The following is an 18,985-nucleotide window of genomic DNA, read 5'->3' on the forward strand; positions in this document are numbered from 1 at the left end:
ATGTGCGAAGAGCAGCAGTCCAAGAGTTAGCAAAAGCATTCAAAGATGACCCAGAGACATTATCCTGGCTCAAAAATCGTGCCACTAGTGATGAAGATTATCATGTGCGAAGAGCAGCAGTCGAAGAGTTAGCAAAAGCATTCAAAGATGACCCAGGAATGTTTGGGCTTTTATGCAATATTGCTGTCAATGACCCCTTTAAGCGCAACTACGACTTTGAAAACAACCCCCGGCAAATAGCACTTGCGGCAATTATCCAACAATATCCTGACAATCGCCAGATTCTGCCAGTGTTAAGGAATAGAGCAAAAAAAGATCGAGATCGGAAAGTGCGGGACTTTGCGAAAAAAGAATTGAGGAAACGGGGAGTGAAAATCAGATGGTACGAGTCTTTATTGCGCTTTTTTCCTTAATCTGAACTTGGTTGAGTCAATAGGCGGTAGTCGGGTAAAATTTATTTTTTCTTCTGCGTTCCTAGCTGTGGAGTTCTGAGTTCTATTTTCAAGTAGGTTTATCGGTTTCTACGTCAAAACTAAATTATCCCGGTGAACCACAGTTTCCGCACCAACATAACCTAAAATAGCGGCAATTTCACTGGAACGACGCCCGCGAATCTTTTGTAGTTCGGTGCTGCTGTAGTTTACCAGTCCTCTGGCAATTTCATGACCGTTTTTGTCGCACAATTGCACCGCATCCTGAATGTCAAATTCTCCTTGCACTGCGGTAATACCAGCAGCTAACAAGGATTTGCCAGCACCAGAAATTGCTAGCACTGCTCCCTCATCTAAATAGAGTTTTCCTGCAGGAACCAAACCATAAGCTATCCAGCGTTTACGGGCAGAAGATGGTTCAGGATGCGGTTCAAAGTGAGTGCCAATGAGTTCGCCTTGTAAAATTTTTTCGATATTGTGGGGGTATCGTCCTTGGGTAATGACGGTGCGAACACCAGCAGCGATCGCAATTCTTGCTGCTGAAATTTTGGTGAACATACCACCAGTACCCCATTGGGAACCTTGGGTGCTTGTTTGTATTTGTAATTCTGCTAATTCTTTGATGTTACTGACTAAAGCAATCGGTTGGGCATCGGGTACAGAACGGGGATCGGCTGAGTAAAGCCGATCTACATCGGTGAGCAAAAATAGCCAATCTGCTTCAACTAGGCTAGCAACTAAGGCAGAAAGGGTGTCATTATCACCAAATTTCAGTTCCTCCACTGCGACTGTATCATTCTCATTCACCACCGGAATGACCCCCAGTTGCAGTAATTCCCTGAATGTATTGTAAACGTTAAGGTAACGACTGCGCTGTACCAAGTCGCTGCGGGTGAGCAAAACTTGAGCAATTGGCTGTTGCAGAGTCGTAAATAAATCGTCGTATATCCGCATTAACCTGCCTTGCCCTACTGCTGCGACAGCTTGTTTCAAAGCGATCGCCTTGGGACGTTCAGTTAAACCCAGCCGCGCACAACCTACCCCTACAGCGCCAGAGGACACCAAAATGACCCTATGATTTTGCCGTCGTAGGTGTGAAAGGGTTTCTGCTAAAGTGGCGATCGTGGAAAGTGCCAGTTGTCCGGTTTCTGGTTGAGTCAGGCTGGAAGTGCCAATTTTGACGACAATTGTTTTAGTCATGAGTCATGAGTCATCAGTCATTCGTTTTATAAGGACGGCAGGCTGAAAACCCCTGAGAAGCAGGTGCATAGCACCGTACTTCGTACTTCAGGCGCTTGGGTTGAAAGCCGCCGACGCAGGCTTTAGCCTGCGGTGATGTTGTATTTTCTAATCAACTCTTCAAGATACTCGCTAGCGCTAACTTTTTGTTTGACGGCTGATTCTTGTATTGAATGCCAAGCGGTATCTGTTAGCCAGACACCGCGCTTCTTTTTTGGCTGGTCATACAATACCGGAATATTTTTTACTCTTTTTTTGCCTTTTCCTGTTGACATACTAAAGAACCGTACCCTATACTAATAGCATAGCACAGGTAGGATAACCGCTAGCACGTGACTATACAAATCTGGGGTGTCTCCACACGACTGGCTAGGAAATAATAATGCTAAGAGGGTAGGGAAAGTCCTCTTTCAAAACCCAGTCGCTATCTAACCGATTGCGCGTGAACCTAGTAAAGAAAACGCTTTGTAAACAACGTACCGTGGGGCACACGGGAACCTGGGGAAAAGGAAGGAACAGACTAAATCAGGCACTTCCGGCAAAGTACCTGAAAGCTTGAGGAGAGATGCCCTCTAGGTCTTTCGTGAACTGGCTCGACATTTTGTACAGTAGTAGCGGATGTTTGGTTAGGTATTGCCCGTGTACCATTCGGCGAATGGGAATAGGGACACGAAGGTTTACGGCAGCTCGACGAGACAAGAATCCCCTCGGCTTTAGCCAGGGGAGTGTCAAGACAAAGAACTAAGGATAATTGACTAAATTGTAAAGCGCCAGTCCCTTTATATGTTGAGACTGACGCTTTGGTTTTTTATATTGACTTTTTATCGGCTAGGGTCTTTATTTGGCTGACCCGATGTTATTTATACTTATTATGATCCCCGATTTTTGTGTCAAACAAAGGTTTCTTAATTGTTTCTTTAGATTTACTTTCCTGACTATTTGTCAAGCTTTGTAAACCTTTTTGTTTATCGTTTTAGTCATTAGTGAGACCAGTGCTGCGGGAGGGTTTCCCTCCGCAGGCATCTGGCGTTCGCCGTCAGGCGTGCCGTAGGCATACCCGAAGGGTCATTGGTCATAAGTCATTGGTTTGATGACAAAAAGCTCATGAGAATTGACTCAATTGTAAAGCGCCAGTCCCTTTATATGTTGAGACTGGCGCTTTGGTTTTTTATATTGACTTGTTATCGGCTAGGGTCTTTATTTGGCTGACCCCATGTTATTTATACTTATTATGATCCCCGATTTTTTTGCCAAACAAAGGTTTCTTAATTGTTTCTTTAGATTTACTTTCCTGACTATTTGTCAAGCTTTGTAAACCTTTTTGTTTTAGGAGTAATGGAGACACCGAGAATTTCAGATACCCAAACTTCAAAGTTGCGTATCGGATGGGAACGCAGAGCAGCATCTGGATGGATAATTGGTTCTACCAAAATAGTAAACATTCCTAAGCGATTACCTGCTATGACATCAGTAAATAAGCGATCGCCGACCATACCCACTTGGTGTTCTGGCAAATTCATCGCTTGGAGTGCTTCCCAAATCTTACGCCGCGAGGGCTTAGCAGCACCTAAGAAGTAAGGCACGTTGAGAGAGCGAGCAATCCCACCTATGCGGGCTTCGCTGAGGTTATTGCTGACCAACCACAACTTTGCATAGGGACGAATTTGCTCTACCCACTGTTGCAATTCAGGAGAAGCTGACGCTACTCTAATTGGTACTAATGTTTCATCTACATCCAACACCAGCCCCTTCAGCCCGTATTTTTGGATCATGTCTGGTGTGAGGTTCAACACTGAACCTTCCAAAATCAAGTTAGGCTGTAAGAGATTGTTCCAGCTCATAGTCATTAGTCATTAGTCATTAGTCATTCGTCATTAGTCATTAGTCATTAGTCATTTGTCATTTGTCATTTGTCATTTGTCATTGGCTTTAAACAAAGGACTACTGACCGCTTCTTTCTTTACGGATTTTGGTAACTGCTGCTTCGTGTTCTTGTAAAGTACGACTGAACACATGAGTACCATCGTAGCGTGCCACGAAATATAAGTAATCCGTTTTTTCTGGATCAAGTGTAGCTTTTAAACTTGCTAAGCCTGGGGAAGCAATAGGAGTGGGTGGTAAGCCAGGATTGAGATAGGTGTTGTAGGGAGATGCAGTGCGAACTTGAGCCAAAGTCAGAGGCTGATCTGCTGTTTGACGAATGTTTAAAGCGTACTCAACTGTTGGGTCGCTTTCCAAGCGCATACCTTTTTGCAGCCTAGAAAAGAACACCCCAGCTATCAGGGGTCGCTCACTCGCTACCACTGCCTCTTTCTCCACAATACTAGCGAGAGTCACCCACTGCTTGAGGTCTAGCGTTGTCTGATTTCGTTCTTTTCGATACACTGGCAGGGCAACTTGCTCAAAGCGGTTGAGCATTTGTTTGATAACATCTTGGGGAGTGATGCCACCACTAGCAATTTTGTACGTATCTGGGTATAAAAATCCTTCTAAGGAGGGTAGATTGGCGGGAAGCCAAGGGAACTGGCTACGGTCAATTTGAGTTGTCGCTGCAAGAAAATCTTTGGCGGAGAAAAATCCTCTTTCCTCAAAATAAGCTGCCATTTGCCGCAATGACCAGCCTTCGGGAATGGTGTAACTATTTTGCACCACTTCTCCCCGCCAAATTTTTTGAGCGATCGCCGATAAAGGCTGGGTGGGCGAAAGTTCATAGCTTCCTGCTTTAAAATTACCTTCAGGGTCTTTCCACCCCAGGTAACGCGCCCACAAATTCCACGCCAAGCGCGAGCGAATTAAACCAGCCTTTTCCAGATCACGACCGATTTGCTGTGATCCTGCTCCGGGAGGGATTTGAATTTGTAGCCCTTTGAGTGAGTTATCTGCCGTTGCACCAGCTGTTACTGGTTGGATTGGTGCTATTGCCCAACTCCACCACGCCCAACCTTGCCAACCACAAAATAAAAGGGTCAACGGCAGGACACCCAATAGAAACGACCGCTTCCAACTTTTTTGCTTAAAATTCATCTTACAAAAGATGATAATTAAAAATTCTTCATTAAAAATTAAAATTTATAATTTTTTTAATTTTTAATTTTGAATTTTCCATCTTATTCGACTTCATTAAACAAATGTTCTTCCAACAAGGGTTGGACTTTACGAAACTCCTCTGGGGACAGTAATTCTGGTTTACCAGTTTTAGCTATTCGTGCAAAAAACAGCAGTGGATCGAGAGGAGTGTAAATTGCGTACTCCTGGTCTTCGTGGTAAAAGCTCGATAGTAGCTGTAATTGCTCCGGCTCTAAATCTGTCCCTTCGTCTTCAATTTCTAGGGTAAACAGTTCCGACTCTTCCACTGGTGGTAACTCACCTGCAACAGTCAGAGCATAAGCCGTATGTTTCAGGAACAGATTTTGCTCAGCTAGAACAGCTTGGGCGATGTCAAAAATTTCATCAATTGTCGCTTCATCTTCTACTAAAATGGCTTCTTCTTCGTCGCCATCACCTTGCCAAGCAAAAATTTCTATTGGTGAGTCAACAGGAAGAAGCAAAACGTACTCTTGACCATCTACTGTGAGTGAATGCTCAATGTAACATTCCAGGTTTCTCCCTTTGTCATCAGTCAAAGTGATGGAACCAGCTTGAGTTTGGTCATTTTCTTCAGGAAATTGTGAGGGTGACATAGCCGAGCTCTATAATTTATAACTACCAGCAATTTTGACAATGACGTGATTGTTTCTTGTGAAACATATTATCAATTAAATAGGAGTACAGCTGGCTAATAATTTTCAGAATATCATGTTAAAAGGTTGCATTATTAATCAGCAGAGACTAATGTGCTTTTGGAGCTAGCTCGCCTTGTATCCAGCCATTGTTGTAAGATGAGAGACGCTGCTTTGCGGTCAATCAATTCTTTGTGACGAGAGGGCGATCGCTTCTCTGCTATCAGCATCTGCTCTGCCTGAAATGAAGTTAATCGCTCATCAACATATTCCACAGGCAGTTTGAGAGCCTTGGCAAGTCTTTTGGTAAATTTCTGCACTTCACGTGCCTGAAACCCTAAAGAACCATCCATAGAATAAGGTAATCCAACGACTAGCACTTGCACTTGACGCTCAGCGACGAGTTGTCGGAATTGCTCCACATCGCGCTCAAACGATGTGCGCTGTATGGTGGTGATCCCAGTGGCTATCAAACCAGTGCGATCGCATCCTGCTACACCAATACGCTTGCGACCAACATCTAATCCCAAAGCGGAAATATACTCCTTTTGCACGGAGCATGCAGGCACAAGGGGTAAGGGGGACGACAAGGGGAGATGTTCCCCTGTCGCCAAGTCTTTTTGTCCCTTTGTCTCCTTGTCTGCTTCTCCCTGTTCAAAAGCCACTATGAATTACTCCTGCTGTGCATCTGCTGACTCGCTTTGGCTAGATGCTTCCAAGTTACAGTTGTTGCACGAAAATGCAACAGTTTCTGTATTTTTACTAGGTTGCGCTACTCTCTCTGGCGACACTTGCTGTGCTTGTACCCATGACATACCACCTGGAATGGGTTTGCGTGCGGGTTGTAAACCTTGCAATACTTCGGGTAATTGAATTCCTTCTAGGGATACAAATTTTGACTCCCGCAGTTTGTGCCACACTGAGCGAGACATCATCAGCGTGTGTTCTCTGCGATTTGCGCCAATTCGCTCCAAATACTCTTCTCTTTCTGGGTGATAGTCGGCTGAGGTAAGTTGTAGAGCCTGTGGAGGAAAATCCTGTGCTACCCGTGCTAGTTGAGACAGCAACTCAGGATACAGCCAAGTGTAAGCTGGGTTAACTGTCAGTGTTCCCATATGGGGCTGTTGACCTTTGCGGTCAAGTCGTACTTGAAAATAGCCGATCGCCGCTTTGCGTTGGGGTTCAAAAACGTAACCACTCACGACTTCTGTTTTCGTCACCCACTGCTTCACAGCTTGTATTAAAGCGCCGAACAAACTTGTTTTAAAGTCATCAGCGTTGCGGTCAAACACCTGCCGTACTAAAGGAGGCATTGATGATGTATCAAGTTGATAGAGGAGTTGGGCATCAGCATTACTTACCGGCAGTAGATTGGGCAAGTCTGGCTCTGATTGTGCCAATTCTTGAAGCAACTCTGGTTCTATCTCCCAGTATGTCATTTCGGCTAGGCGCTGAAATCCATTTTTACGGTATAGCGCCAATGCATCTTTGTCATTGACATTGACTTCTAAAATCCAAGTTCGAGCTTCCACAATCGACTCAAAGCAATAGCGCAAAAGTTGCGACCCAATTCCTTGCTTATCAGACCCACGTTCTAGCATGACGCGGTCAACACGCCAAGTGCTGTGGGTGCGATTAAACGGGGATACTTGGATCATCCCCAGAAGCATACGCCCTTGTTCTGCTACGTATGCACAAAACTTATACTGTAGCGGGTTGGGAAACCAATTCAAAAACTTCAGCAACCCATACCAGCGCCGCAGCCATTGCATCTGCCGCGTTGCATCAGTCGCTCCCTGGGGGGTTTGGGCGGAGAATGACTCTTGAGTTATACGTTCTATTCCATCCAAGTCCCGGTATTGGACTTGTCGGATCACAACGCTAAGATTTCGGGGTAGTAATGAGGCCATTTTCATTCGAGCCGCCATTGCGCCTATAGTAACTGGGTCAAAGGAACTGCTGCAATAATAATCTTAACGGCTTTGAGCTCCTTTCTATTGAGCCAAAAGGGTGATTTTCGTAAATTTTGATGCAAAGCAAGCAGATTTCGTGATAACACTTTTAGCCTTGTTTTCACAAAATCTGCTTTTATGTTTGTTTTACTTTGTTTTTATTTAAAAATTGTATAGGCTAGATAGCTCTACGAGAAGCTAGCTTTTCAAAATTGGCTTGGGTTTGATGGAGTAATTGCTCCCGGCTGTCTTCCAAAGACTGTTTCAGGGTTGGAACCAGATTGCGAGATTGCAGAGCCATGTGAAGTTGTAGATGGGCAACATATTCACTGAAATCATCATGCACTGCATTTGCGCCGATTCTGAAATTTGATTCCATTGCCACTGTGTTCTCCTTGAATCTTTCCCGATTGTTGATTTACATTACCAATACTTATCATGTTGTTTTGCCTAATCTTCTTACTTTGCAATGAAGTGTAATGTATGGCAACCGATTGTGGAGAAATGTAAACTTTGCTCAATAGTTAAGAGCAGGACAATTGCACATGAAGGGTTCCCCGACTTGTAGACGCCCGGAGGACGGTGATAATGCGAGCAGTTCTCTTGAGGGAAGCTACTGCTGGATTAGGGTTTCCCGGATTGTTCACGCGCAGCGTCTTTTTATAGAATTGACTTTTGCAAGAAGTCTAATAATTATGTCAGCCTTTTAAAGGCGATGTGAACCGAACAAAATTACAGCCGTTCCCATCAGGGAAATTGTAACGCCCAGTAAGTCCCAGTGATCCGGCTTGACACCTTCAGTCAACCATAACCAAACAACAGATGAAAAAATGTAAATACCGCCATAAGCTGCGTATACTCTTCCAGCATTTGAAGCATCTACTTTGGTTAGAGCAACAGCAAAGATAATCAGGGCTAAAATACCTGGAAAAATCCAAAGTATACTTTTTCCTAGTCTCAACCATGCCCAAAAGGCGTAGCAGCCAGAAATTTCTCCTTCTTCAGCAACTAAGAAGAAAACAAGCGTTTGCATTTTCGGCTTGAGGTTTAAAGCCGATATTATATTACACTATGGCACCGCTATAAACTAGGGTGTTTATTCAAAGCAGAGCCATAATAACATCAACACAGTTAGGGAAACCATGAGCGAGCAGCTATTATCTATAGTTAACTATTTAGCTAACTAGCTATAGCGCTAACTTTCTCATTCTCCTTCACCATTTCATATGGTTTTTCTGCGCCTTGTGCTAGATATTCAGCCAACTGAGATTCTATTTGCTCACGTACAATTTGGCGATACTCTAAGAAATGCTCATTATGGGCGCAGGTAGCAAGGTAATGCTCTGCAACGCTGGGATTACGCTTGATTATGCTAAACAAGTGGTGCCAGAACTTCCAGCGAGTTTCCCGTTTTATCCCTTGTCTCCAGATAACAATCAGTAGGGCTTTGACAACAATCCACTCTGGCATCTTAAACGGTGCTTTCCAACTCGGCGCACCCATGATCAGGAAACAGCGGTAGGTGCGATCCAAGTACTGCACTGGGTCGTATAAAGTACAAAACGCCTCAACATATTCTCTGGCAATGTCTTCTAAGGGACGGGTGGGGATAAAGTTCATCAAAGTGGTTTGGTTGATATTGCCGTCTTTGTTTTCCCGCAGTCGTCCTTCTTTCTTGAGACGGTGCCAAAGAGCAGTGTTTGGTAGTGCTTGTAACATGGAAAAGGTCGTAGAGGGAATTGCTGCAAGTTCTGCAAAGCGGACAATGCGATCGCCTGCGCCTGGTTTTTCGCCATCAAAACCAATAATAAACCCAGCCATTGGACGCAACCCAGCTTTGATAATGCTTTGCACTGCCTCAGTCAGTGAACTACGGGTATTTTGAAACTTCTTCGTGAGTTGCAAACTCTCCTCATCTGGTGTTTCAATTCCCAAAAACACTGCTGCAAAACCGCACTCAACCATCAACTCCATTAATTCTGGATCTTGTGCGAGATCAATCGAAGCTTCGGTGTCAAACCGGAATGGATACTGGTGTTCTGCCATCCAAACTTTTAACTCTTTAAGCAACAACTTGACATTGCGCTTGTTGCCGATAAAGTTGTCGTCCACCATAAAAATACCGCGCCGCCAACCCAACTTGTAGAGGTAATCTAACTCTGCCAACACTTGTGCGGGAGTTTTGGTACGCGGTTTGCGACCATAGAGAACAATAATGTCGCAAAATTCGCACTGGAAAGGACAACCCCGGGAGAACTGAATCGACATCATGTCGTAAGCATCAAAGTCTAGCAAATCAAAGCGGGGTATTGGGGTGTTTGTGACATCGGGTTTTTCTGTCGCCCGGAAAGTCCCAGAGGTTTCACCCCGTTCAATTGCTGCGACAAACATCGGTAGGGTAATTTCCCCTTCATCTAAAATCAGGAAATCTGCGCCAACTTCCTTAACTTCGTGAGGTACTGAGGTGGGGTAAGGACCACCGACTGCAACTAACTTACCACGTTGCTTTGCTTCGCGAATTTGCTCGAGCAAATCTTGTTTTTGAACTATCATCGCGCTGAAGATACACACATCCGCCCAAGCCCATTCCTCTTCTGTCACTGGGCGGATGTTGCGATCAACCAGCTTAAATTCCCATTCTTGAGGCAAAATTGCTGCGACTGTCACTAAACCCAAGGGTGGTAACAAAACCTTGCGGTCTACTAATTCTAATATTTTTTCATAAGACCAAAATGTTTTGGGAAAAATAGGATAAACCAATAAAACTCGCATAAACCGTCAAACCTCACACTTTAAGTGTTAATTCACTTTAACTAAGTTAAAAGTTTATTGAGGTATTGACGACGAAATTCTCTTAATTAAAGTTTCTATTTTTATTGGGACTTACGCAAGAACTTTCTAAAACTCTTATTTCTTAGTGTCCTTTGTGTTTTAGCCTTGTTCTAACAGACACACACTCCTGTTCAGCACGCCACTTCCTGTCTACGCAGTTCGTTTCTTCATAATGCATACGTAAGTTCTGTTTATTTTTAATGAGAAGAGAAAACGGTAAATTCTTATTATAAAAAACGAATAATATGCACCCTTCCTAACCGAAATGTGCTCTACAGAGGACTGGTAAGCAATTTGGACATCCGTAAAAAGAGAAACCCTGATGGGAGCAAGCATCCTGGCTGCTTACACTCATGCAAATCAAAGGCACAACATAGCACTATATTATCTATCGCTAGAGGCAAGGCAGGCATTGCGATCGCCGTTTGCGGAGCGTGCGCTTTCCCCTCAGACGGGCCATAGCCCATCGCTCTTCAGGCGCTGTTCCTTGCCCAATCACCTGCATTAGCACGAAAAATTTAAAACTGCATCTACCTAAAAATACAAAATCTAACCTAAAATTACTTTTTTGTCAATAGCTAACTCCTAAAATTACGAATACCGACATATATTCCATTATGAATCTAAAAAATCTGTAAATAAAACAAATCTTGATTGACCTGGTATTTACACGGGTATTAATATCATATACAGATGCAAATTTATAAATTGCATATACATAGATATAAATATGTAAGTATTAAGTACAAATTCATTTTTTTGTGAAGCCTCATCACTTCATAATTCAACATGAAAGTACCAAATACAGACTACTTAGATATAGTTAAAAATTTTCATTGACCAGAGAAATTTGGTAGAACGAAGAAATTAACTATTAGGAACTCATTTCTAAGGAAAACGGCACGAATCAGTTACCTTTTTTAATAGCTGAAAGTCCTGTCAATCAAGGCTTACATTTTTTCAAACAGGTAAGTTATTTGTGGGCAACTACTAAGCTTATATCTAGTATAAAGTCTCATGCGACCTGAAATAATATCAGGCTGGGTAGGATTGCAGCCAGCAATCTACAAATCCAAGCCTGACTGCAGGTATATTCTTAACTATTCTTGTTTTGTGTGAGGATTAATAAATGGTAAACATCGGTTATCATACTGCTAAATTTCAAGGCCAATTTATTCGTTCTCTTTATAGAAATGTAGTTGTTAAGTTGGTCAACCTTCCTATCAAACAAAATCGAAAAGCTCCGATAAATGTCTATTCTTTATCATGTGAGCGCGATTTGCCAGAACAAGTGGTAAGTATTCGGTCATTCATCCGTCATGTCGGCATTCCAGATACATTCACTGTTATTTCTGATGGTAGCTACACTGACGATAGTTGTCGTTTACTGCGCCGCATACATCCCTGTGTTGAGGTGGTGCCTTTAAAAGAACTTCTTAGAAGCGATCTGCCTCAATGTGTTTCTGAATATGCCCAACTGCATGCAATGGGCAGAAAGTTGTCGGCATTAATGTCAATTCCTGTGAATGGTCCAACTATCTACACAGATTCAGATATTTTATTTTTCCCAGGTGGAATTGACTTAGTTGAGTTAGCTACTCCGGACGATAAATACACTAGATATTTACCTGATTGCTCTAATTCACTGGATGAGAGAATCATTTACGATGATTCCGAGAAATTAAATCCAATCAATGCTGGATTTATTTTATTCAAGCACGAGTTGGATTGGAGTTTCGCTATTGAACGCTTGGCGAATATTAAAGGAGTTCCTGGATATTTTACTGAACAAACAGTGGTGCATTTGACAATCCACCAGAATCAGGGCAAGCCTCTGTGCCCGCAACGATATATTCTTAATGTAGAAGACCAGTTCATTTATCCAGATAAATTTGCTAGTAAAGAAATTGCTTTAAGACATTACGTTAGGGATGTCAGACACAAGTTTTGGTTTAATTTAGCGTTCACTTAATGGTAGCGTGAATATTTCTTGGATTAGCCGACAGGCTAAACAAACTAAGCCTACCTGTGTAGGCTAATTTCTACAGGCTGCAAAGGCAGCCTTTGTTAGTGTGTCCGTATCCGCACCATGCGCGGGTGACGGATACTGTTAAGCGACACGTATTGGATGGTAAGTGTCGCAACTGGTGTTGCTTGCTTAATTTTTACTAAAAACAAATACATTAATACAATGCATATCTCTTCATTTGATGTCTTTGACACCGTTCTGACACGAGTTGTCGGAACACCAAAAGCATTCTTTCTCCTGCTAGGTAAGCAACTTGCAGTTTCTACGCTAATTAACTGTACACCGGAAGCGTTCGTTCATGCTCGCACCACAGCCGAGTTCCGGGCTTACGCAAATGTAGGTGAAAAATATTCTTTGCAGCAAATCTACACAGAACTTGCGATCGCGCTGCGACTCACTGATGAGCAACGCGAAAAAATCATGCACCTAGAATGTGCCTTAGAGTCTCAACTGATTCGCCCGATTCCGATTGCAAGGGACATTATACAGGCAGCCCGCAACCAAGGCAAGCGTGTGGTTTTCGTGTCCGATATGTATTTGCCTGCAGAGTTCATCAAGGAGCAGTTAGTGCGTCATTCGTTTTGGGAACAGGGTGATGTGCTGTATGTATCTAATGAATATGGAAAATCGAAGGCAACAGGGCAACTTTTCCGAGAATTGCTGAGTCGTGAAGGTGTTTCGCCTGCCCAAGTATCTCATTATGGAAACGATCTGCGTGTTGATGTTCAAGGTGCCAAAAAAGTTGGGCTGAAAGTTAAACATTTTTCCGAAGGCAACCTGAATCGATATGAACAAAAACTCGAGTCTCATTCCTACGCCACAGAGGGTTTATCTTCTGCTATGGCTGGTGCTTCTAGGCTAGTCCGTTTGCAAGTCCCGGTGTCGTCCTCAAAAGAAGAGGCTTTGCGTGATGTCGCTGCTGGCGTGGTGGCTCCTACATTAGTCGGCTATGTTCTCTGGGTACTGCAACAGGCTCAGCTAATGGGTTTAAAAAAGCTCTACTTTGTGTCGAGAGATGGTCAAATTTTGCTGGAAATAGCGCGTAGATTAGTCGGCAAGCTCAACTTTTCTTGTGAGCTTCGCTATATTTATGGCAGCAGACTATCGTGGAATTTGCCCGCCGTCGTCAGTCTTGATCCACAGCAGGCATTGGAGATGCTGAAAAGACCAAGCTGGATTTTGGATGGCACGAGTACCCTCTCTATTCGAGACTTTCTGGCGCGGGTTTCTATTGCTCCGGAAGAGATTCGTGATAGCTTGGCTGCTGTTGGATTCAAAGAAAAAGATTGGTCCCGAATTCTTAGTAGGCAAGAGGTGCAGGCATTGCACCCAGTGCTTGACAAACGCGAAGTCAGCGAACTCATTCTTCAGAAAGCACAACAGAAGCAACAAGTTCTGATGAAATACCTGGAGCAAGAGGGACTGCTTGACTCAACGCCAAAGGGGTTAGTTGATGTAGGTTGGTATGGCAGCTCGTATGATTCCCTAGCCGCACTTCTCAATGCCAACGGTGCTACACTCGATATCGGTCTATTTTATGGTCTCAAGAGTAACTCCCAGGGCAATCAATCTGACTCTAAGAAAGGCTATTTCTTTGATCAGCGGACAAGAACTGGCTTCAAAGACGTTTTACCTGAGTTGGGTATTGTTCCTCTGGAAATGTTTTGTAGTGCAGATCATGGTACTGTGCTTAGCTTCACGGAGGAAGGTGAACAAGTTCGACCGGTTTTCAAGGAGGAACGTAATCAAAGGATCATTGACTGGGGGTTACCACTTGTTAGGAAGGCAGTTTACTGTTTTACTGAGAATCTCTTACTTAATGCCAGCTTAGTGAATCCTTGGGCAGATGTGCGCGAAGCTTCTGCAGATGTCCTTCAGTCGTTTTGGTTGAACCCTTCTGAGACAGAGGCAAAGGCTTGGGGTGATTTTCCCTGGGAGGCTGGTCATAGTGAGAAGACTAACTCTCTTGCCCAATCCTACCCCTGGAGAAGTGTGGCTAAATCTTTTTTGACTGCGAGATTAGCTTATCAGCAAGGTTTATGGTTTGAGGGATCAATAGCCCAAAGTGCCCCATCAATCCAAAAGGCTATGAAAGGTTTTCGCCGCTATCGCCGCTTGCTCTCGGTTATTAAGTCCAAGGTTCCCACAAAAGTTCTTCTCCGTAAAGCTTAGTAGTCTATGTCATTAATTATGATGGTTGTATGATTTCGTAGTAAGGACTTTAGTCCTAGGCTCATTGAGCGCTCTTTGCGCTCATGTGCGTTCATATCAAAACTAATGCGGTTAACCACTAGTGGTCTGTTTCATTAATTCTAATGGGTTACAAGATCCCCGACTTCTTAAAGAAGTCGGGGATCTGACCCCTACGACATGTCAAAATTAATGGGACAGACCACTAGTCTGTCAATTTTGAGTTAAGAACGAGAACCCTTTAATTGCCCACAGTACGAAGACCCCACCCCTAACCCCTCCCCCTTCGGGTATGCCTTCGGCACGTCTTCGACGAACGCCAGTCGCCTACGGCGGGAAACCCGCCTGCAGCGCTGGACTCACCGCAAACGAGGAGGGGAATAGTAAGTCATCAAACGAACCTGATATTACTTGATAAATGGCTCAACACCACTGATTTTCAAAACATCACTCACCGTCGCACAATAATTTGGTAAACCGAAACTGCCGGGATTAATAAAATTTTGGTAACTAAAATGCCGATAGTTCATACTGAATCTATCCCAAGCAGCCATCTGAATGCGGAACAAAACGATAATTAAATTGGCTAAAGATAAAGATAGAGGGATGCGAAAGAAAATCTTTTTGCCTAGATAAGCGCAAACTTCTTCTATTGCCTGGTTTACAGTCAACTGCGCTTGACCTAAAACTAAGGAGCGTGGTTCGTCTTGTTTGGGAGGATTATCAATCAAATACCGTACTACAGTGGCAATATCTCGCCCGTGAATCAAGTGGAAACTACCATCTGCCTTTAAAAAGCGAATCAAGTCTATATATTTCGTAACTTCTGGAATACCAGATGTAACGTGAGAGTAGGGTTTATTGCGATCGCCCCCCACGACTAAAGTCGGAAAAACAGTGGTCACTTTAGGGGCTATGGCTAACTGCGATATCTTTTGCAAGCAATCGTACTTGGAACGGATATAATCTGTACCCAGTTCGCCTGCTTCCTTCAACGGTTGATTGTTGCGATCCAAAACGCTAGCGGTGGAAAAATAGATCACTTGTTCGCATCTGTTTGGATCTAGCAAGTTGAGCAACTCGTGCGTTTTATGTACATTAATATCAAATGTTGCATCACCGCCCCAAGCCGTTGCTGTTAGTACAGCAACATCTATGCTTTTCAGTAAGTCGGCAAATTTCCCTATTTCTTGCATATCACCCTGCAAGACAGTCACACCCGGACGTGCTTGAGTATCTACTTGCAGTTTCTTTGGGTTCCTCACCAGCAGATACAGTTCGTGTTCCGTTTCTTGAATTAAAGCTTCACTTATGTAGTGACCGATACAACCACTTGCACCCGTTACTAAAATCCGTTTCTGGCTCATAGGGAGTTTCAAATAAGATTAAGGCGTTATGAATTATGAATTATGAATGAGAAAAAAGTTTCAAGATTCATAATCTATAACTTTTATATGAGCAAAAGCCCTTACTGGTATTAAAAATAATTCTACATGACTATCATTACTGAAACTGACCGCCTAATTATCCGTACCTGGATTCCAGAAGAGGATGCAAAACAAGCTTTTGAGATATACAACGACCCTGAAGTTACCCGCTTCCTCATCACCAAAGCAGAGAGTCTTGAAAGCACAGTAAATATACTGCAACGATGGGTAACAATAGCTGCCCAACTGAATAATGGAACTGGTTTATGGGCAATGGTTCTTAAAAAAACTGGAAAAATTGTAGGAACTATTGTCCTCATGCAACTACGAGATGAGGATCAACAATTCACACAAGATTATGAAATTGGTTGGCATTTGAAAAAATCAGCTTGGGGTAAGGGATACGCGACGGAAGCGGCAAAAGCAATTTTAGATTACGGATTTAACACCTTAAAACTACCCGTAATTTGTTCAATTGTACAGCCCGAAAATACTGCGTCAATCCGTGTTATCCAGAGGTTAGGAATGATTCCAATAGGACGCACAACCCGATATTACAAAATGGAACTTGAAATGTTTAACGTAGTTGCCCCAACTTAGTACAATTGCACCCAACTTGTATACACTATAGACTCTAAAGGAAATACTGTGCATAGAAATGAGGCAGCGGGGGAGCGCAAAGCATTGCGCCCCTAACCTCGCTTTGTCATACAACTGCACTACTGAGTTGCTTTGCTGTTTCAAAGAAGAAAGCCACATTCTCCTCTGGAGTCTCAGGTAAAACACCGTGACCGAGATTAAGAATGTGTCCCTTGTTACCAGCTTTCCGCACTGTATCGAAAATGCGATCGCGGATAAATTCTTTGGAACCAAACAGCACACCAGGATCAAGATTTCCCTGCACTTTCAGGTGCTTACCCAACCTTTCCCGTGCGTCTGCCATATCCACTGTCCAGTCTACAGTGATCACATCCGCGCCTGAGAGTGCCATCCTTTCTAGCAAACCACCACAACCACTCACCAACAAAATGAGGGGTGTATCAGGATGAGTTTCCCTGACTTGCTGGAAAACTCGCTGCTGATAGGGGAGTGCGAAAGTTTCGTAATCTTGAGGGCTCAACTGTCCTGCCCAAGAATCAAACATTTGCACAACTTGAGCGCCACAGTCAATTTGGTAGCGGACATAAGTAGCGATCGCATCTGCAAATTTTGTGAGCAACTGATGCAGCACCGTCGGGTTTGAGAACGCCATGTTTTTGATGATGGAATAGGTTTTGGAACCTTTTCCCTCCACCGCATAAGCTGCTAATGTCCAAGGCGCACCGACAAAGCCCAACACAGTTGATTGGTTGCCCACTTCTTGCCGCAATGCCTGCAGAATTGTTTTAATAAAAGGCAGGGATTGTTCTGGCTCTAACGGATGCAGGTTCTCAACTTGTTCTGCGGTGCGAATGGGCGAGTCAATGATTGGTCCTTTGCCTTCAGCGATATCCATATCAATGCCCAAACCAGGAAGCGGCGTGACAATATCAGAAAACAAAATCACTCCGTCCGGTTGGAAGGCTTTCCAGGGTTGCAAGGATATCTCAATCGCTACTTCTGGTATTTCCGAGCGATCGCGAAAAGAAGGATACTTCTCCCTTAAATCTCGGTAAGCTTTCATATATCGTCCCGCTTGTCGCATCATCCATACGGGGGGACGGTCTAACACTTCACCACGAGCTGCCCTGAGGAGATAAGGTTCATTGGAAGAAATACCCATTTAACAGTTCATCCTAAACTCTTTTTTATGTCATTGTTTAGCTTATCATTCCAGGATTCTCCTTTTTGAAGAGCAAGAGCGTTTGGGGTGCAGATCGCAAAACTTCTACTCAAATCCGACTTAAAACTTAATAAATATTAAATTCTTATGCAACCCCATTCAAAACAACCCTCTCAGAAAGTATTTTCTGGTGAACGCAAGGCGCGAAAGTTTTTAATACCCCGCTTCCAGCGCCGGAGTTTTTTCATCCAATTTATGCTTATGACCTTTTTAGGATGGGTTGTAGGTGGAATTGCTAGTATAGCCATAGAAAAAACTATTGTAGAGATGCTGCCAAGAGCGGTTTTGCAAGAAAAAATATGGTATACCTTAGCAAAATATTTTAGTAATACTGTGTTTGCGCTCATTTTCGGTGCAGATCAAGCGCTTGTTCTACGTAGATACCTATCCGGTTGGTTGTGGATGTTTGCCACTAGCCTGGGTTGGCTAGTTGCTAACGGCGTTTCCGCACAATGGATTAACTATATTGCATCCATCGCATCATTAAATCAAATATCTGTTGAACAAAAGGTCATCTTTGGATTTTTGTCAACTATCGCATATATCCTTTCCGGAATTTGGCTTGGATTTTTCCAATGGTTAGTCCTGCGACGGTACACTAGACGTGCTTGGTGGTGGAATTTTCTGCCTTCAATTTCATTTCTATTCATCAGTATCTTGGTTTGGTTGCTTTCGTTTGTGCAGGAGTTTATTCCAGAAGCCAATCGGGATCAGATCGTGTATTTATCTGAACAAGGATTGACAGCGGTGGTTTTGGGAGTCATCCCAGCTATTGGCTTGTGTAGCTTGAAAACGAATTTACGGTACATCACAGGGACTTCAACTAGTTCCGACAGGAGTCCCGCACCATAATCTTTGATTTGGTGGTGGGAGGAATGTCGGGGAAATTGGTGCGCGTCCTCTGACCAATTCTTACCGTAGGGAAGAGAGGTCACGAGAGTTCTGGAATCTCTTTCTTCAGTTTGGGCAAGTCATTTTGCTGACGCTGATAACTAGGAAACGGGGTATTGGCTGGAATTATATATTCCTTCACCAGCGAACACCGATCTATCAAACTTTTTCTAGAGGCAATCGAGTCTTTCAGCTCGCGCAAGGCACGGTTGTAGACAAATCGACACGTCTCCAACCAGGACTGCATGAGTTGTTGTTGGATAGCGTCGGGGTAAATTCGATAGGTGAAGTTTATTGTCAGCATAAAAGTAATTTACCACAACACCTACCTAGCAGTAAGCTCTTATCTATTGGCAATTTTAGGGGTATGCGCCCTTGGCGCATACCCCTAAAATTGCCTGTTCGGGGTTCCAACAACCACCACTAACCGCTTGCGCGGTATAGTGGGGGACT

The 18,985-nt window shown here is 43.6% G+C and carries 19 protein-coding genes; 6 read left to right on the forward strand and 13 right to left on the reverse strand.

The features are described 5' to 3' along the window. A partial coding sequence (locus tag ACM0OZ_RS33115) for a HEAT repeat domain-containing protein (protein ID WP_414587089.1) occupies positions 1-413 on the forward strand: 413 nt, incomplete at its 5' end. Between the two features lie 108 nt (positions 414-521). Here ACM0OZ_RS33115 and proB read toward each other — a convergent pair. From proB to ACM0OZ_RS33165, 10 genes are all read right to left on the reverse strand, one after another. Then, positions 522-1,631 carry a glutamate 5-kinase gene (gene proB, locus ACM0OZ_RS33120; RefSeq protein ID WP_414587090.1) on the reverse strand — a complete coding sequence of 370 codons (1,110 nt, stop codon included), beginning with the start codon at positions 1,629-1,631 and terminating at the stop codon, positions 522-524. Positions 1,632-1,753: 122 nt separating this feature from the next. Next, positions 1,754-1,945, reverse strand: a complete 192-nt coding sequence (locus tag ACM0OZ_RS33125) for a hypothetical protein (RefSeq protein WP_414587091.1) — start codon at positions 1,943-1,945, stop codon at positions 1,754-1,756. Positions 1,946-2,965: 1,020 nt separating this feature from the next. Beyond that, positions 2,966-3,511: a YqeG family HAD IIIA-type phosphatase gene (locus ACM0OZ_RS33130; protein ID WP_414587138.1), complete on the reverse strand. Its 546-nt coding sequence runs from the start codon at positions 3,509-3,511 to the stop codon at positions 2,966-2,968. A 100-nt stretch (positions 3,512-3,611) separates the two neighbouring features. Next, positions 3,612-4,694, reverse strand: coding sequence for an endolytic transglycosylase MltG (gene mltG / locus ACM0OZ_RS33135; protein ID WP_414587092.1), 1,083 nt, complete (start codon positions 4,692-4,694; stop codon positions 3,612-3,614). An 83-nt stretch (positions 4,695-4,777) separates the two neighbouring features. Continuing rightward, a complete protein-coding gene (locus ACM0OZ_RS33140) occupies positions 4,778-5,350 on the reverse strand; it encodes a DUF3727 domain-containing protein (protein ID WP_414587094.1) in 573 nt (190 codons plus the stop codon). A gap of 134 nt (positions 5,351-5,484) precedes the next feature. After that, positions 5,485-5,943, reverse strand: coding sequence for a Holliday junction resolvase RuvX (ruvX, locus tag ACM0OZ_RS33145; RefSeq protein WP_414587139.1), 459 nt, complete (start codon positions 5,941-5,943; stop codon positions 5,485-5,487). 117 nt (positions 5,944-6,060) lie between these two features. Then, positions 6,061-7,317, reverse strand: coding sequence for an N-acetyltransferase family protein (locus ACM0OZ_RS33150; RefSeq protein ID WP_414587096.1), 1,257 nt, complete (start codon positions 7,315-7,317; stop codon positions 6,061-6,063). 202 nt (positions 7,318-7,519) lie between these two features. Further along, on the reverse strand, positions 7,520-7,720 hold the full coding sequence (locus ACM0OZ_RS33155) for a hypothetical protein (protein ID WP_414587140.1): 201 nt from the start codon (positions 7,718-7,720) through the stop codon (positions 7,520-7,522). Between the two features lie 327 nt (positions 7,721-8,047). Next, entirely contained in the window at positions 8,048-8,374 is a 327-nt protein-coding gene (locus ACM0OZ_RS33160) for a YnfA family protein (protein WP_414587097.1), read from the reverse strand. Positions 8,375-8,520: 146 nt separating this feature from the next. After that, on the reverse strand, positions 8,521-10,113 hold the full coding sequence (locus ACM0OZ_RS33165) for a B12-binding domain-containing radical SAM protein (protein WP_414587098.1): 1,593 nt from the start codon (positions 10,111-10,113) through the stop codon (positions 8,521-8,523). Between the two features lie 382 nt (positions 10,114-10,495). Between ACM0OZ_RS33165 and ACM0OZ_RS33170 the strand changes: the two genes are divergently transcribed. From ACM0OZ_RS33170 to ACM0OZ_RS33180, 3 genes are all read left to right on the forward strand, one after another. Beyond that, a complete protein-coding gene (locus ACM0OZ_RS33170) occupies positions 10,496-10,681 on the forward strand; it encodes a hypothetical protein (protein ID WP_414587099.1) in 186 nt (61 codons plus the stop codon). Positions 10,682-11,452: 771 nt separating this feature from the next. Then, complete coding sequence (locus ACM0OZ_RS33175) at positions 11,453-12,145, forward strand: hypothetical protein (protein ID WP_414587100.1); 693 nt, start codon at positions 11,453-11,455, stop codon at positions 12,143-12,145. Positions 12,146-12,364: 219 nt separating this feature from the next. Beyond that, a complete protein-coding gene (locus ACM0OZ_RS33180) occupies positions 12,365-14,374 on the forward strand; it encodes an HAD family hydrolase (RefSeq protein ID WP_414587101.1) in 2,010 nt (669 codons plus the stop codon). Between the two features lie 425 nt (positions 14,375-14,799). Here the strand turns inward: ACM0OZ_RS33180 and ACM0OZ_RS33185 are convergent, their stop codons facing one another. Further along, positions 14,800-15,759 carry an NAD-dependent epimerase/dehydratase family protein gene (locus ACM0OZ_RS33185; RefSeq protein WP_414587102.1) on the reverse strand — a complete coding sequence of 320 codons (960 nt, stop codon included), beginning with the start codon at positions 15,757-15,759 and terminating at the stop codon, positions 14,800-14,802. 126 nt (positions 15,760-15,885) lie between these two features. Between ACM0OZ_RS33185 and ACM0OZ_RS33190 the strand changes: the two genes are divergently transcribed. After that, positions 15,886-16,419, forward strand: coding sequence for a GNAT family N-acetyltransferase (locus ACM0OZ_RS33190; protein ID WP_414587103.1), 534 nt, complete (start codon positions 15,886-15,888; stop codon positions 16,417-16,419). Positions 16,420-16,525: 106 nt separating this feature from the next. Here ACM0OZ_RS33190 and hemE read toward each other — a convergent pair whose 3' ends face one another. After that, on the reverse strand, positions 16,526-17,581 hold the full coding sequence (gene hemE, locus ACM0OZ_RS33195; RefSeq protein ID WP_414587105.1) for a uroporphyrinogen decarboxylase: 1,056 nt from the start codon (positions 17,579-17,581) through the stop codon (positions 16,526-16,528). 147 nt (positions 17,582-17,728) lie between these two features. Here hemE and ACM0OZ_RS33200 point away from each other — a divergent pair, with 147 nt between their 5' ends. Next, the gene (locus ACM0OZ_RS33200) at positions 17,729-18,493 is read left to right on the forward strand and encodes a hypothetical protein (RefSeq protein WP_414587106.1); all 765 of its coding nucleotides are present in this window, start codon (positions 17,729-17,731) and stop codon (positions 18,491-18,493) included. Positions 18,494-18,572: 79 nt separating this feature from the next. Here ACM0OZ_RS33200 and ACM0OZ_RS33205 read toward each other — a convergent pair whose 3' ends face one another. Further along, entirely contained in the window at positions 18,573-18,836 is a 264-nt protein-coding gene (locus ACM0OZ_RS33205) for a helix-turn-helix domain-containing protein (protein WP_414587107.1), read from the reverse strand. Positions 18,837-18,985: the final 149 nt, after the last annotated feature.

Source organism: Scytonema sp. PCC 10023 (genome assembly GCF_963920835.1).
In the GTDB taxonomy this organism is placed as follows: Bacteria; Cyanobacteriota; Cyanobacteriia; order Cyanobacteriales; family Nostocaceae; genus Kalymmatonema.

Coding starts and splice junctions, on each gene's coding strand:
- proB (WP_414587090.1), bottom strand. CDS start 1,631: ATGACTAAAACAATTGTCGTCAAAATTGGCACTTCCAGCCTGACTCAA.
- ACM0OZ_RS33125 (WP_414587091.1), bottom strand. CDS start 1,945: ATGTCAACAGGAAAAGGCAAAAAAAGAGTAAAAAATATTCCGGTATTG.
- ACM0OZ_RS33130 (WP_414587138.1), bottom strand. CDS start 3,511: ATGAGCTGGAACAATCTCTTACAGCCTAACTTGATTTTGGAAGGTTCA.
- mltG (WP_414587092.1), bottom strand. CDS start 4,694: ATGAATTTTAAGCAAAAAAGTTGGAAGCGGTCGTTTCTATTGGGTGTC.
- ACM0OZ_RS33140 (WP_414587094.1), bottom strand. CDS start 5,350: ATGTCACCCTCACAATTTCCTGAAGAAAATGACCAAACTCAAGCTGGT.
- ACM0OZ_RS33150 (WP_414587096.1), bottom strand. CDS start 7,317: ATGGCGGCTCGAATGAAAATGGCCTCATTACTACCCCGAAATCTTAGC.
- ACM0OZ_RS33155 (WP_414587140.1), bottom strand. CDS start 7,720: ATGGAATCAAATTTCAGAATCGGCGCAAATGCAGTGCATGATGATTTC.
- ACM0OZ_RS33160 (WP_414587097.1), bottom strand. CDS start 8,374: ATGCAAACGCTTGTTTTCTTCTTAGTTGCTGAAGAAGGAGAAATTTCT.
- ACM0OZ_RS33165 (WP_414587098.1), bottom strand. CDS start 10,113: ATGCGAGTTTTATTGGTTTATCCTATTTTTCCCAAAACATTTTGGTCT.
- ACM0OZ_RS33170 (WP_414587099.1), top strand. CDS start 10,496: ATGGGAGCAAGCATCCTGGCTGCTTACACTCATGCAAATCAAAGGCAC.
- ACM0OZ_RS33180 (WP_414587101.1), top strand. CDS start 12,365: ATGCATATCTCTTCATTTGATGTCTTTGACACCGTTCTGACACGAGTT.
- ACM0OZ_RS33185 (WP_414587102.1), bottom strand. CDS start 15,759: ATGAGCCAGAAACGGATTTTAGTAACGGGTGCAAGTGGTTGTATCGGT.
- ACM0OZ_RS33190 (WP_414587103.1), top strand. CDS start 15,886: ATGACTATCATTACTGAAACTGACCGCCTAATTATCCGTACCTGGATT.
- hemE (WP_414587105.1), bottom strand. CDS start 17,581: ATGGGTATTTCTTCCAATGAACCTTATCTCCTCAGGGCAGCTCGTGGT.
- ACM0OZ_RS33200 (WP_414587106.1), top strand. CDS start 17,729: ATGCAACCCCATTCAAAACAACCCTCTCAGAAAGTATTTTCTGGTGAA.
- ACM0OZ_RS33205 (WP_414587107.1), bottom strand. CDS start 18,836: ATGCTGACAATAAACTTCACCTATCGAATTTACCCCGACGCTATCCAA.